We start from the raw sequence: 14505 nt of genomic DNA, 5'->3' as shown, positions 1-14505 counted from the left end.
TCGCCCTCCTAACCCTCTGAAGGGGGAACAGAAGTTGGCTTATTATACAAAGTCAATCTCCTGTTCCCCCTTTAGGGGGTTAGGGGGCGTCGCCTCACTGGTGAAATACTCCAGCACTGCTTTGGCTTGTTTTAAGTTTATCACTTCAAGCAATTCTTCCTTTTTAGCTTCTTTTATCTTTTTTACGGATTTAAAGTACTTTAATAGCTTCTCTGCAGTAAGTTTACCAATGCCGGGTATCAGTTCCAGTTCAGTGGCTAATGTACCCTTATCGCGCTTTTTGCGGTGGGCCGTAATGCCAAAGCGGTGAGCTTCGTCGCGCAATTGCTGTATGATTTTTAATGTTTCCGATTTTTTATCTAAATACAATGGATATTGATCGCCGGGATAATACAATTCTTCTAATCGTTTGGCAATACCAATAATCGTGAGCTGTTTATCAATACCCAAAAGTTTTAAGCTTTTTAAAGCCGAAGAGAGTTGCCCCTTTCCACCGTCAATAATTACCAGTTGGGGCAGTTCCTGGCCCTCCTCCAGCAGGCGGCGGTAACGGCGGTGCACCGCTTCCTCCATAGTGGCAAAATCATTCGGGCCTTCCACTGTTTTTACATTGAAAAAGCGATAATCTTTTTTAGATGGTCGTGCATCCCGGAACACTACAATGGCCGATACCGGGTACTTACCCTGGAAGTTAGAGTTATCAAAGCACTCAATATGCCGGGGCAGCGTGTTCATGCGCAAATCCTTCATCATTTGCGTAAGCAAACGCTCGGTTTTTACCTCTGGGTTTAGCTTTTCATACTGGTCAATCTTCTCGCGCTTGAAGAACTGCACATTCTTCTGCGAAAGATCAAGCAGCTTTTTCTTTTCCCCTAATTTGGGTACAGTAAATCTGATATTCGGGTCGTCAAGCTCCATTTCAAAAGGCACAATAATCTCCTTTGATTGACTGTTGTATCGGCTCCTGAACTCTGATATAGCTAATGACAACAGTTCTGCATCACTTTCGTCCAGGCGCTTTTTCAATTCCAGGGTTTGCGTCTGAATCACGGTGCCGTTCATCACTTTTAAAAAGTTTACAAACGCATATTTTTCCTCCGAAGCAATGCTGAATACATCTACATCGGTTATAGACGAGTTAACAATGGTAGATTTACTTTGGTAGTTTTCCAGCAGGTCTAACTTGCGCTTGTAACGATGGGCTCCTTCAAAATCCAGGTTACCAATAGCAGTTTCCATTTCCTGCTTCATATCACGTATCACCCCGTTGATCTTGCCATTCAGGATATCCTTTATCTCGTTGATGCAGTTGTTATAATCCGGCTCTGATTGAAAATTCTGGCAGGGGCCTTTACAATTACCCAACTGGTATTCCAGGCATACTTTAAATTTTCCGGCAGCAATATTTTGTGGAGTAAGCGCCAGGTTGCAGGTGCGTAAAGGGTAGGTTTCGCGTATCAGCCCTAATATGGTATGCATCATGCTTACTGAGGCATAGGGGCCCAAATACTTTGAACCATCGCGTACAATGCGGCGGGTCCAGAATATGCGCGGAAAGTTTTCATTCTTGATGATAATCCAGGGGTAGGTCTTATCATCTTTCAGCATCACATTGTAGCGTGGCTGATGTTTTTTGATGAGGCTGTTTTCAAGCAGCCAGGCATCTACCTCACTATCCACAATGGTAAAGGTAATGTTCCTGATCTTGGAAACTAATACCTTGGTCTTCGAGTTTACGTGGTGGTCTTTTACAAAATATGAGGAGACACGGTTACGGAGGTCTTTAGCCTTACCAATGTAAATCAATTCGTTATGTTCGTCCCAGTATTGGTATACACCGGGCTTATGGGGTATTTTTTTTAATGCTTCCTTATAATCAAAGCTTGCCATATATAGATAATATCAAAAAGCTATAAGCATCATTCGGGCAGCAGTTGTGAAAAACTTCTGTAAACAAAACTTCCTTTATGATGCTCACTTGAAAGATTAACGCTTGCAAGCGTTAAATTGTGTGATAAGAGCGCTTTTTAAGCGGCTTGCTGTAACAGGGGATTAATGATATGGCAATGCTTTACAAACATTGTATTGGAATAAACAGGTTCATCATTTTTGGTGCTGCAGGCAATCACATAGCGGAAGAAATGGTTATGTATCAGCATAATGCCGTGTTCCTTGTAACCAACCGGATTGTATCCAGGAAGTATTGTTTGATAAATCTGATAGTGTAAACAGACTAAAAGCCTAATTTATCATCCACTTCATTTTTGCCTTGCTGTTGCTGGCTGTAAGCGCCGCAATCAAGCGTAACATTTACACCATTTTTAGGTGGTGCAAAATCAACGTTTTGTTTAATGCCTAACGCTTTGTTGGCATATACCTTTTTCATGTACAAAGCAAAAATAGGTAATGCACTGTTAGCACCTTCACCTAAGTTGGTGGAGCGGAAGTGTATATCACGGTCCTCGCAGCCTGTCCATACCCCGGTAACCAGTTGCGGCGTAACACCGATAAACCAGCCATCAGAATTGTTTTGCGTAGTGCCGGTTTTGCCGCCAATGGGGTTGCGCAGGCCATATTTGCTGCGCAGGCGCCAGCCGGTACCTTCGTCTACTACGCCCTTAAGCATATAATTCATTACATAGGCATCTTGCTCATTCATGGCCTGCACCACTTTGGGGTGATGCGTATATAATACGTTGCCGTTCTTATCTTCAATGCGCAGTAAATAGGTGGGTTGTGTCCAGGTGCCCTGGTTGGCAAACACACTGTAAGCGCCTGTCATGTCAAACACCGAAGCATCAAACACACCCAGGCAGATAGAAGGATAGGCAGGTACATCGCTGGTGATGCCCATCTTTTTAATTAAATCGCGTACGGGCGGCGGGGTAACTTCTTTCATCACATAAGCTGTTACCCAGTTTTGCGAACGGGCGAGTGCTTTACGCAACGTAATTACGCCAGGCACTGTTTCTGACCTGGCTGAGCCGGGTGTCCATGTAGTGCCTTCCCACTCTATGGTAACCGGTACATTGTCTACCTGCTGGCAGGGTGAATAACCGTTAGCAATTGCTACCGCATAAGTAAACGGTTTGGCGGTAGAACCTACCTGCCGGGTGCCGGTGCGTACCTGGTCATATTTAAAGTGGGCAAAATCAATACCGCCTACCCATGCTTTAATATTGCCCGTTACAGGATCCATGCTCATTACCGCATTGCGCAGCATCATTTTACAATAACGGATAGAATCAATCGGCTTCATTACCGTATCTATATTGCCATGCCAGGTAAACAGGTTCAGCGTATCAGGTTTGTTAAAATCTTCTTTAATTTCATCATCTGATTTCCCCTGTAGTTTTAATGACTTATAACGGTCTGAACGCTTCATTCCCTGATTCATCAATAAAGCGAAATTGTTGATCTCTTTCCAGAGCTTATGACCCCGCCAGTGCTGATTAAACTGATGCTGCAGATCTTTCATGTATTCGCGTTGCGCTTCTTCGGCATATTGCTGCATGGTATAATCAAGCGTGGTATAAATGCGCAGGCCGTCGCGGTCAATATCATAAGGTGTACCGTCGGCTTTGTTGATGGATTGTTCATCTAAAATGTGCTGTATATCCTTTTTTAATACTGAACGGAAGTAGGTAGCCAGGCCTTCATTATGGTCTTCAGGGTGAAAATCCAGCCCTAATGGTTTCTGGGTATATTCATCAGCCTGGCCGCTGGTTAAATAGCCTTCGGCAGCCATACGGTGTAAAACTAAGTTGCGGCGGTTAATGGCATTTTGCGGGTGACGAATAGGCGAAAATATAGAAGGCCCGTTTACCATGCCTACCAGCAGCGCTGCCTGATCGGGCGTGAGTTGGGCCGGTGTAGTATTAAAATAAGTACGCGCGGCCGATTTAATGCCAAAGGTATTATAAGCGCCAAAATCAACCGTATTAAGGTACATGGTTAAAATCTCTTCTTTAGTATAATTGCGCTCCAGTTTTACAGCAATAATCCACTCCTGCAATTTTTGCTGTATACGCTTAACAACGTTATGCGAACGCTCGGAAAACAGGTTGAGTGCCAACTGCTGAGTAATGGTACTGCCGCCCTGCTTTTTACCTATCAGGTTATAAAATATTATAGTAAAGGTACGGCCAAAATCGATGCCGGAATGCTCCATAAAACGGTTGTCTTCGGTAGCAATAAGAGCTTTGATTACATTGGGCGAAATTTCCTTGTAGGTTACATTCGAGCGGTTCTGCACATAGTAAGTGCCCAGTACATGATTGTCTGCCGATAGTATCTCAGAAGCCAGGTTGCTTTTGGGGTTTTCCAGATCGCGGAAAGAAGGCAGCGGGCCAAAAGCGCCAAAGGCGGTAAGTACAAATATCAATATCACCAGGGCGAATGCCCCTATTACCATCTTCCATATCAACCAATTGTATCGGCGCGTATCTTGTGGAGTATTTTTAATAATCATCGTCTAAAAAGTTTTCTGGTAATAATCAGTGTAGTTATCCAGCATTTTTCGGTCGGCTAATTTATCCAGATTTTCTTGGGTGATGATAAAAAAGCTGTATTTATCTGCCGGTACTTTCATAATCTGCGGCATAAGCGGGAGTATGCGGCGGCCATATTCCTTAGCTTCGGCCAGCGTATAAAACCTGCCGATAAAAATAAGTTGATTATCATTTCCAACCGGTTTCAACTGGTGCCTGATGGCATTGCCTTGATAAGTAGTGCGGTTAAACTGCCCGATGCCAAAGCGGGAGGAGGACAGATTACTGTTGCCGGTGCCTACATTTACCACAAAATAGTAATTGGTACTGTCGCGCTCAAAAAACATGGGCGCTGCCTGCCCGGGCGTAACCGTTTTTGCAACTGCCGGAGGTGAGTTTGTATTTACGGGCCGTATGGCGGCTACCCTTGGCTTTTGCGCTTGTACCTGTGGCGGAGCAGCCGGCTGTGTTGCAGTAACTAAAGGCTGTTTGCCTGGCGCAGCAGCAGTTTGGGCAGGTTGCTGTACGGCAGGGGCCTGGACGAATGGTATCTCGTTCGGGTCGTTGTCCATCAGCGCAAACCGCCGGGCCGACATTTCACGGGCATGTGCATCCACGTAGGCCATGTGCTGGCTCACCAGCGGTGTAATTAATTGGTCGTTGGGGTATTGGCTGGCAATCTGCTGCAAATCATTCCTGAAAGGCAGGTACTTTTCCTGATGACCTAAAGCAATAGCACGCAGATAAGCCATCTGGGCAGCCAGTGTATTATTTGGGTACTGCTGCAATAGCTGATTAGCGCGTACAATTACCTGTGTATAATCGCGATTGGTATACGAGTTATATAATTCATTATAAAGTGCCTTCAGTTCTGCATCGCGGTCATTCATCCGTGTTGCATACTCAGGGTCGAGGATGACTCTGGCATAAGGTGTTTGAGCGTAATCTTTCAACAACAGATTTTTGTAATTGTCAGATCGCGCCGAATTTGTACCTGCGTATAACCGATATAAGTTATAGTAAATTAACGGGGTGTTAGCATTAGCCGGAAAACGTTTAAGCAGCAGTTCATAAATGTTAATGGCCTCCTGCTGGTCCTTTAATACATCGCGATAGAAATTGGCAATGTCCAGATAAGCGTTGTAAATACGGGTGTTGGATTGTTCCACCTGCGCCGGAGTAAATGGAATATCAGCCTGCAACTGTTGCCGGTAGTTAGCCGTGTTTACATCTTCCTCGCTGCGTGATAATTGGTCAGGTACTACGGCAGGGTCAATATTTCTGGTAGAATTTTGAGTATTTACGGTGATATCGCCATTAGCGCGGCTGCTGCGCCGCCAGTTATCTTCTAATTGCCGGTTACCCCATTCGCGCTTAAAGGCAGTATAGCCCTGGCTTATGGCGCTGGCATTGTAAAAGTAAAAGCTGCTGCCATTGGGCCCGCTTGTTACCGGAGCTGGCGCAGCGGTATTGGCAAACGGATCGCTGGCATCCACGGGCCGGACAGCAGCCTGTTGCTGTTGCCGGTACTTGTTTACCAGTAAGTTTATATGGGCCTGGCGGTTGGCATTATCTAAACTTGCCAGCTGCTGCAGGGTATCTTCGCGGGAAATAATTTGCAGACGGTCGGCCAGCAACTGCAGGTTATCGGCCTTAATGCGGATGCTGTTATATCCTTTATAAGCAGGCGGCAAATTAAGCAGTGTACTATCATAGTAACTTTTAGCAGTTACATAATCTCCTTCATTCTTAAAATAAATATCGGCCAGCCGCAGGTAGGCCAGGCCCTTTTGCACCGCATTATGCTGGCTGTACCGTGTGGACAGGTGATAATTCCTGATGGCCTCGGGCAACTGGTTACCGGTTAATGCCAATTCGCCTAACTGGTAATAAATCTGGTCGGCAAATTCCAGGTCGTTTTCATTCCGCAGTAATCCGCGCAGGCGGTCGGCACGGCTTATATGGTGGCCGTTTTGTGTATCCTCCATGCGGATGCGGTTCAGTTCGGCATTAAAGGCCATCATAAATGAGGCATTGCTCTTTACAATACGGCTGTAGTTAGCGTATGCATCCTCAGGTTTACGGTTCAGTTCCTGTACCTGGGCCAGTATAAAAGTAGTGCGCTGCCGCTGGTTTTTATCTAAACCTGCCTGCAGCGCTTTTTGCGCCATCGCTTCGGCTTCTGCATAATGTTCGGCCTTCAGTTCATATTGTAACCGGGCGCTGTATACTTCGGCCGCATTGCGCTTTTTTGGGTCGAAATCCTGCAAAGCGGTATCCAGTACCATTTTGGCCTGCGGCAATTGCTGCAGATAGATGAGGGCGCGGGCCTGCCAGGCGCGGGCTTCCTGCACCAGTTCGGGCTGCTGCCGGTACGAGCGTACCACATAGCCAAAATATTCGGTAGCGTTGAAAAAGTCGCCGTTGAAAAAGCTGGCCTTGCCTAAAAGCAGGTAGGCATTGCCAATATAGTGGCTTTGTTCTTTGAAATTAATAATGGTGTTGGCCCGGCTGGTTACTGTAGCCAAATCCGGGTCGGTTGCTGTAATGCCGGCATGGGCGATGGTGTCCTGATAAACGCTGAGGATATCGGTGTAATCATCTGCATAAGCTGCGGCATGGGCTTCCTGCTTGGCTTTCAGCACCTCATTGGCATTAAACAATATGTTATAATGCGCCGTAAGGTTTTGAAGACTGCGGTTAACGGCGTTTTTCTTTTCAAGAGAACAGGCAGCCAGCAACACTGTAAACACACTCAGTACAAATAATAACGAGGATTTTCTCAAAGCCGGATGAAGGATTTTATAATAGCAAGCTAAAATACTAAATTGTATGCAACAGGATTAATAAATTTGCGCATGCCAGAGAACCAGCCCAACGAAAAACAAGTCAGCAACGCCTTAAAATATACCGGCATCGGTTTCCAGATGATTGCCGTCATCGGCCTGCTTACCTTTGTGGGGTACGAGATTGATAAACATTATCAGCACACTACGCAGTGGGCCACGGCGGTTTTCTCGCTGCTGGGCGTATTTGTGTCATTATTTATCACGCTAAAATCGCTTAAGGATTGATACGTATTATTTTATGGTATGTTGTGTGTACGGTTGTTATAGCCATACCCCCCGCATTGGCAGGATATTACCATGCGCCGTTCGAACTGGTGCCGCACTTTTGGCTTATGTTTGCCTTTTACGCGGTACTCACACTGGTATTGGTTACTACCATTTCCCTGGGGCAAAGTTGGGGCGATGGGGCAGGGGCACAGTTTTTCCTGATTTTTACCATTGTCAAGCTGCTGGCCTGTATGGGTTTTGCACTATTTTATCTGCATGCTTATACCGCCAACAGTGCTCATTTTCTCGTGTGCTTTTTTTACTTATATTTATTAAATACAGTTTTTGAAGTTTACATCTTATTGAGTAACTTGCGGCTCCAAAATAAAACGTAAAAAGCTCTATTTAATGTATTTAAGCCGCATTTTGAATTCAAAAAAAATCATAGCAAGCGTTGTTTTAGGCGTTTTTCTCACTTTTTTTGCATGTAACATTTTTGCAGCACAACCCGATGTGCGCCATGAACTGGCCAAAGAAGATAAGAAATTTGACCCCAGCGAAACCATTTTAGAGCACATTGCCGATTCGCATTTTATTCATGTTGGCGGTAAGATCTCTTTGCCGTTACCGGTGATTTTGTACACTGACAAAGGCATTGAAGTTTTTAACTCATCACACTTCGGGCACGAGGGCGAAGAGAAGTATCAAGGTAAGTATTACACCTATGCTTTGGAGAAAGGCAAAATTAAAGCGGTTAATGCCGAAGGCAATGTTAATGAAGTTGCCACTATACACGATTTTTCAATTACCAAAAATGTGGTGTCTTTATGGATGTCCATCATCATTCTGCTGATTATATTTTTGAGCGTAGCCTCGGCTTATAAAAAGCGCGAAGGTAAAGCGCCGAAAGGCTTTCAGTCTTTTGTAGAACCCATCATTATGTTTGTACGCGATGATATTGCCCGCCCAAACATCGGTTATAAATACCAGCGCTTTATGCCATTGCTGTTAACTGTGTTCTTCTTTATCCTGATCAATAATATCATCGGTCTGATACCCTTTACCCCATTTGGCGCCAACCTAACGGGAAACATTGCGGTAACTTTAGTATTGGCTTTTGTTGTGTTGCTTGTTGTTAACTTTAACGGAAATAAGTATTACTGGAAGCATATATTACTGCCTAACGTGCCATGGTGGTTATATATCATTATGTGGCCGGTAGAGTTAATCGGTATCATATCAAGGCCATTCGCGTTAATGGTACGTCTGTTCGCCAACATTATGGCCGGGCACGTAATTGTACTGAGCCTGATCGGATTGATCTTTATCTTTAAAAGTGTGCTTATTGCGCCGGTTTCGGTTGCATTCGTAATATTTATGGATGTACTGGAGTTGCTGGTAGCTTTTCTTCAGGCTTTTATTTTCACGATGCTTACTGCTTTGTTTATAGGTGCAGCAGTAGAGGAGCATCATCATTAATTGTAAACAACTTTATATTATATTTAACTTTTAATTTTTAACAAACATGATTGGAAGTATTGCTGCCTTAGGTGCAGGTTTAGCGGTTATCGGTGCTGGTTTAGGTATCGGCCAAATTGGCGGAAAAGCTATGGAAGGTATTGCCCGTCAGCCTGAAGCTTCTGGTAAAATCCAAACTGCAATGATTATCGCTGCTGCCTTGGTTGAAGGTGTGGCGCTTTTCGGTGTAATTGTGGCCCTGTTGGGTAACAATCCTAAGTAAAACTTTTACTGTCTGCTGGCAGCGGTTGGCGGCTGGCAGACAGTATTATTACAATGAATACCGCACTGTTAAATATAATTTATAAATAGAAATATATTATGGAATTAGTTACCCCGGATTGGGGATTGGTTTTTTGGACCACCATCTCGTTCTTCATTCTGTTAATATTGCTGGCCAGGTTTGCCTGGAAGCCTATCATGAGCGCCATTAATGACCGTGAGCGCACCATTGAAGACGCCTTGCTGAAAGCAGAAGCGGCTAAAGAAGAAATGGCCCGTTTAACCAGCGAAAATGAGTCTTTATTAAAGCAGGCCCGTGCCGAGCGCGACCTTATTTTGAAGGAAGCCCGCCAGATGAAGGATCAGATTATCAACGAAGCTAAAGATGCAGCCAATGTTGAAGGCGCCCGTATGATTGAAAGGGCTAAAACTGAGATTAATAACCAAAAGGCCATAGCCCTTGCCGATGTAAAGAATCAGGTGGCTGTACTTTCAGTTGATATTGCAGAGAAAATCCTGCGCAAGCAATTTGAGAATCAGCGCGAGCAGGATCAGCTGGTAGCCGATTTATTAAAAGAAGTTAACGTTAAGTAAGTGGGCCTTGATAAAGGAGCGGGGAGCGAAATTATAAAATAGTTTCTCCCCGCTCTTTTCTCCCCGCTCTTCAATTATATAAAATGTCAGAAATAACCGTTGCATCCCGGTACGCCAAATCGCTGATTGATCTTGCTGAAGAACAAAATACTTTAGAGCAGACCAAGCAGGATATGGAATTTTTTGTGCAGGTTGTAAAATCCAGCAGTCAGCTGCAGGCCGTATTGCGCAATCCTATCGTTTCGCACGAAAAAAAGATTAATATCCTAAAAGGTTTATTCAGCGGCAAGGTGTCCAGATCATCAGAGGCTTTCTTTGCTATTATGGTGAACAAAAGCCGTGGTGAAATATTGTATTACACTGCTCAGGAGTTTGTGAACCTGTACAATATCAAAAAGTTTATTGTTAAAGCGTCTGTGGTATCGGCTGCTCCGTTAAACGAGGCTAACCGCCAGGCTATAGAAGCCGAGGTAAAAGAAATGACCGGCGGCAATATCATGTTGCAGGCCAGAGTTGATCCATCGCTGATTGGTGGTTTCATCCTAACCGTTGGCGACCGCCAGATTGATACTTCGGTGAGCAGCAGCCTGAAACGTTTAAAGAAAGATTTTGCTGATAAAGCAATATTATAATACAACTCTTAAAAAATAGATAAATAAAACTATGGTAGAGGTAAGACCCGACGAAGTATCAGCCATCCTGCGCCAGCAGCTGGCCGGCTTCAAGTCAGAATCTGAATTAGAAGAAGTAGGTACCGTATTACAAGTAGGCGATGGTATTGCCCGTGTATACGGTTTGACACAAGTGCAACTGGGCGAGCTGGTTGAGTTTGATAACGGCTTGCAAGGCATTGTGTTAAACTTAGAAGAAGATAACGTAGGTGTGGTATTGTTAGGCCCAAGCGAAGGCGTACGTGAAGGCGATACCATTAAACGTACCAAAAAAATTGGTTCGGTTAAAGTAGGTGAGGGCATGTTAGGCCGCGTGGTGAATACTTTAGGCCATCCTATTGATGGTAAAGGCCCTATCACCGGCGAAACTTTTGATATGCCGCTGGAACGTAAAGCCCCAGGTGTAATTTACCGCCAGCCGGTAACCGAGCCGCTGCAAACCGGTATCAAGGCTATTGATGCTATGATCCCAATAGGCCGCGGCCAGCGTGAGCTGGTTATCGGTGATCGCCAGACAGGTAAAACTGCGGTTTGTATTGATACCATCATTAACCAAAAGGAATTTTACAACGCCGGTCAGCCGGTAATCTGTATCTATGTAGCCTGCGGTCAGAAAAATTCTACCGTGGCTAACCTGGTACGTACACTGGAAGAAAACGGTGCTATGCCGTATTCCATCATCGTTGCTGCTTCAGCTTCTGATCCGGCTCCAATGCAGTTCTTTGCACCGTTTGCAGGTGCCGCTATCGGCGAGTATTTCCGTGATACCGGCCGCCCGGCTTTAATTATTTATGATGATCTTTCAAAACAGGCTATTGCTTACCGTGAGGTATCATTGTTGCTGCGCCGCCCACCGGGCCGCGAGGCTTACCCTGGCGACGTATTTTACCTGCACAGCCGTTTGTTAGAGCGTGCCGCTAAAATTAACAGCAATGACGAAATTGCCCGCGATATGAACGATTTGCCGGAGTCTATCCGCCATCTTGTAAAAGGCGGTGGCTCGTTAACAGCGCTTCCAATCATCGAAACCCAGGCGGGTGACGTGTCTGCTTACATACCAACCAACGTAATCTCTATTACCGACGGCCAGATATTTTTGGAATCAAACCTGTTCAACGCAGGTGTGCGCCCGGCTATCAACGTAGGTATTTCGGTATCACGTGTGGGAGGTAACGCTCAGATTAAATCTATGAAAAAGGTGGCTGGTACCTTAAAGTTGGATCAGGCACAGTACCGCGAGCTGGAAGCTTTCTCCAAATTCGGTTCCGACCTGGATGCTTCAACCAAAAACGTGCTGGACAAAGGTTCACGTAACGTGGAGATATTAAAGCAAGGTCAGTTTTCACCTGTATCTGTTGAAAAACAGGTAGCCATTATTTATTTGGGTACCAAAAATCTGATGCGTAATGTGCCGATCAACAAGGTGCGTGAGTTTGAAAGCGAGTTTACCAGCCAATTGGAAATGCGTCATCCTGAAATATTAGCCGCTTTGAAAGCCGGCAAACTTGATGACTCCATCACCGGCGTACTGGAAACCGTAGCTAAAGAACTGGCAGGAAAATACTAATTAAGATAGGAGATATTAGATGTGAGATATGAGACGTTCCTCATACTCACACTTATAGTCAAAAATGTAAAAGAGTTTAGAGTAAGTGAGTGGGGGTAATATCTCGAATCTCGAATCTCAAATCTCACATCTCTCACAATGGCAAATTTAAAAGAAGTAAGAAACCGCATTGCATCGGTAAGCTCCACACAGCAGATCACCAAAGCCATGAAAATGGTTTCGGCAGCCAAGCTAAAGCGTGCCACTAATGCCATCATTCAGTTGCGCCCTTATGCTACCAAACTAAAAGAACTGCTGGCTAATTTGTCGGCAAGTTTAGAAGAAGGTTCGTCTCCTTATTTGCAGGAGCGCGAGCCGGTGCGGGTATTGCTGGTGGTAGTTACCTCTAACCGTGGCCTGGCAGGTGCTTTCAATACCAATGCCATCAAAACTGCCAATCAACTGATTGCAGGTAAGTATAGTGCGCAATACAAAGCAGGCAACATTTCCATTGTGGCTATCGGCCGTAAGGCGCAGGAGTTTTACCAGAAACGCGGTTATAAAGTAATTGGTAACAACAACGAGGTATATACAGATCTGAACTTCAGCAATGTATCGCTTGTTACAGAGCAGATAATGCAGGGCTTTGTAAATGGCGATTATGACAGGGTAGAGTTAATTTATAACCACTTCCGCAATGCGGCTGTGCAGATATTGACCACTGAACAATTACTGCCGGTGCCCAAAGCAGAGGCAAAAGAAGACCCGACTGCCATTAAAACCGCCAAGGGAAGTGTGCAGGTTGATTACATACTGGAGCCCTCTAAAAAAGCGATTGTGGATCAGCTGATTCCCAAGAACATCAAAATTCAGTTGTATCGTGCGGTATTAGATTCTCATGCTTCTGAGCATGGCGCCCGCATGACCGCTATGGATAAGGCTACTGATAATGCCGGCGAACTGCTGCGCAACCTCAAACTATCTTACAACCAGGCACGCCAGGCGGCCATTACCACCGAGCTTACCGAAATTGTAAGCGGTGCCGCCGCCTTAAACGGCTAATTCGTTATTAATTTTTACAAATAATCAAAGGCTTTCCTGGTAACGGGAAAGCCTTTTTTGTGGATGTAACTTTTCAGATAGTTGCAGATATAAAGGTTACCTAAGCTTCAACGGTGGTATTAAGATCAAAACAATCAAAGGTTATGAAAAAGAGAATGTTATCAGCGCTCGTTATAAGTATAGCCTTATTCAGCGCATGTAGTGGCAACCGTTCTAATGAATCAGCTTATAAAAACCTGACGGCCGACAGTGCATCTGTTTCGGACCAGAAAGCATTATCTAATGAAACTGATACTGCTAATGTAAACCTGAAGCTGGTTAAAACTGCAGAAATGCAGTTTAAAGTAAAAGATGCCTTAAAAGCTGGTGAAACCATTACCGGCCTGGTAAACCAGCATGGCGGTATGGTAATGAATCATCATCTGGAAACTACGGTGAATGATACACGCACATTGGCACTCAATGATGATTCTGTGCGGCAGGTTTCTGCATTCACTACTACTGATGAAATGATAGTACGTGTGCCGCAACGGCATCTGGCCGAGCTGATGAGCCAGGTAAGTCACTTAAGTACGCAGGTAACTTTGATGAAAATGGATGTGGATGACCGCACCATTAATTATATGGAGGCTGCGCAGAAAGCCCGTAACCGGGCGGATGTAGTAACTTATCAGCAAAAAGAAAAGGCCAGTGCCAGAAGTGCAGCTTCGCTGCTGGCCTTAAAGGATGAGAAAACGAACCGGGAGATAGACAACATCAGAACTGATGCTGAAATCAGGTACAGTACATTAAGCCTGAACTTTACCCAAAATACGGGCGTGAGTATTCAAAAGCTGCCCAACACCGATTTATCGGCATACGGCTTACCCGCAGGGCAGCGGCTATGGCATGCCATACAAAATGGCTGGGAAATTTTTAGTGATGTGTTCATCGGTATCCTGAACCTTTGGGTATTTGTTTTGCTTGCGTTGGCAGGCTGGTTAGGCTACCGGTTTTACAAAAAGCGCCAGGTAAAACCTATTGTGGCTAACATCTAAAAAACAATTCGCAAAATCAGCTAAACATTTTTTACTTTTGGGGCGTCATTAAACAGCAATACACAAACCATGAATTCAATACAAAAATCGAACGAAACCAGTAATTACCTTTTATTAGTTGTAGCCATTGTGGTAGGCATGGTAGGTGTTTATTTTCGTTTTGTGCACGATAGTCTTTTTTTCTCTATCACCTCATGGGCTATTCTGGTAGTAGGGGTGCTTATTGCGCTTAGAGCTGTGTTCAAGATTTTGCAGTAACACTAAGTTTCAAGATAATGTAAAATGCGCCTGTATTGCAGGCGCATTTTT

Annotated in this window: 14 protein-coding genes; 10 read left to right on the top strand and 4 right to left on the bottom strand. The window is 44.7% G+C overall.

Annotated features, from left to right (window positions below):
* Positions 1 to 42: 42 nt before the first annotated feature.
* From uvrC to porW, 4 genes are all read right to left on the bottom strand, one after another.
* Positions 43 to 1890 (bottom strand): excinuclease ABC subunit UvrC, encoded by a 1848-nt coding sequence (uvrC, locus tag ACY652_RS03355; protein ID WP_462266548.1) that lies wholly within the window; start codon positions 1888 to 1890, stop codon positions 43 to 45.
* A 137-nt stretch (positions 1891 to 2027) separates the two neighbouring features.
* Positions 2028 to 2159 carry a hypothetical protein gene (locus ACY652_RS03350; protein WP_462266547.1) on the bottom strand — a complete coding sequence of 44 codons (132 nt, stop codon included), beginning with the start codon at positions 2157 to 2159 and terminating at the stop codon, positions 2028 to 2030.
* 74 nt (positions 2160 to 2233) lie between these two features.
* Positions 2234 to 4471, bottom strand: a complete 2238-nt coding sequence (locus ACY652_RS03345; protein WP_462266546.1) for a penicillin-binding protein 1A — start codon at positions 4469 to 4471, stop codon at positions 2234 to 2236.
* A gap of 3 nt (positions 4472 to 4474) precedes the next feature.
* Positions 4475 to 7276: a type IX secretion system periplasmic lipoprotein PorW/SprE gene (gene porW, locus ACY652_RS03340; protein ID WP_462266545.1), complete on the bottom strand. Its 2802-nt coding sequence runs from the start codon at positions 7274 to 7276 to the stop codon at positions 4475 to 4477.
* Positions 7277 to 7348: 72 nt separating this feature from the next.
* Here porW and ACY652_RS03335 point away from each other — a divergent pair, with 72 nt between their 5' ends.
* From ACY652_RS03335 to ACY652_RS03290, 10 genes are all read left to right on the top strand, one after another.
* Positions 7349 to 7564 carry an AtpZ/AtpI family protein gene (locus tag ACY652_RS03335; RefSeq protein WP_462266544.1) on the top strand — a complete coding sequence of 72 codons (216 nt, stop codon included), beginning with the start codon at positions 7349 to 7351 and terminating at the stop codon, positions 7562 to 7564.
* Positions 7565 to 7620: 56 nt separating this feature from the next.
* On the top strand, positions 7621 to 7941 hold the full coding sequence (locus tag ACY652_RS03330) for a hypothetical protein (protein ID WP_462266543.1): 321 nt from the start codon (positions 7621 to 7623) through the stop codon (positions 7939 to 7941).
* 31 nt (positions 7942 to 7972) lie between these two features.
* Entirely contained in the window at positions 7973 to 9025 is a 1053-nt protein-coding gene (atpB, locus tag ACY652_RS03325) for a F0F1 ATP synthase subunit A (RefSeq protein ID WP_462266542.1), read from the top strand.
* 46 nt (positions 9026 to 9071) lie between these two features.
* Complete coding sequence (gene atpE, locus ACY652_RS03320) at positions 9072 to 9287, top strand: ATP synthase F0 subunit C (RefSeq protein WP_462266541.1); 216 nt, start codon at positions 9072 to 9074, stop codon at positions 9285 to 9287.
* A gap of 98 nt (positions 9288 to 9385) precedes the next feature.
* Entirely contained in the window at positions 9386 to 9880 is a 495-nt protein-coding gene (locus ACY652_RS03315; RefSeq protein WP_462266540.1) for a F0F1 ATP synthase subunit B, read from the top strand.
* Between the two features lie 83 nt (positions 9881 to 9963).
* Positions 9964 to 10512 (top strand): ATP synthase F1 subunit delta, encoded by a 549-nt coding sequence (gene atpH / locus ACY652_RS03310; protein ID WP_462266539.1) that lies wholly within the window; start codon positions 9964 to 9966, stop codon positions 10510 to 10512.
* Positions 10513 to 10543: 31 nt separating this feature from the next.
* Positions 10544 to 12118 (top strand): F0F1 ATP synthase subunit alpha, encoded by a 1575-nt coding sequence (gene atpA, locus ACY652_RS03305; protein ID WP_462266538.1) that lies wholly within the window; start codon positions 10544 to 10546, stop codon positions 12116 to 12118.
* A 138-nt stretch (positions 12119 to 12256) separates the two neighbouring features.
* A complete protein-coding gene (atpG, locus tag ACY652_RS03300) occupies positions 12257 to 13159 on the top strand; it encodes an ATP synthase F1 subunit gamma (protein ID WP_462266537.1) in 903 nt (300 codons plus the stop codon).
* Positions 13160 to 13302: 143 nt separating this feature from the next.
* Positions 13303 to 14196 (top strand): DUF4349 domain-containing protein, encoded by an 894-nt coding sequence (locus tag ACY652_RS03295; protein ID WP_462266536.1) that lies wholly within the window; start codon positions 13303 to 13305, stop codon positions 14194 to 14196.
* A gap of 69 nt (positions 14197 to 14265) precedes the next feature.
* Positions 14266 to 14454: a hypothetical protein gene (locus tag ACY652_RS03290; protein WP_462266535.1), complete on the top strand. Its 189-nt coding sequence runs from the start codon at positions 14266 to 14268 to the stop codon at positions 14452 to 14454.
* The last annotated feature ends 51 nt before the right edge of the window (positions 14455 to 14505 follow it).

The organism is Mucilaginibacter sp., assembly GCF_965200995.1.
In the GTDB taxonomy this organism is placed as follows: Bacteria; Bacteroidota; Bacteroidia; order Sphingobacteriales; family Sphingobacteriaceae; genus Mucilaginibacter.
Note: the sequence above shows the minus strand (reverse complement) of the source record. Positions and strands in the feature narration are given on the sequence as shown.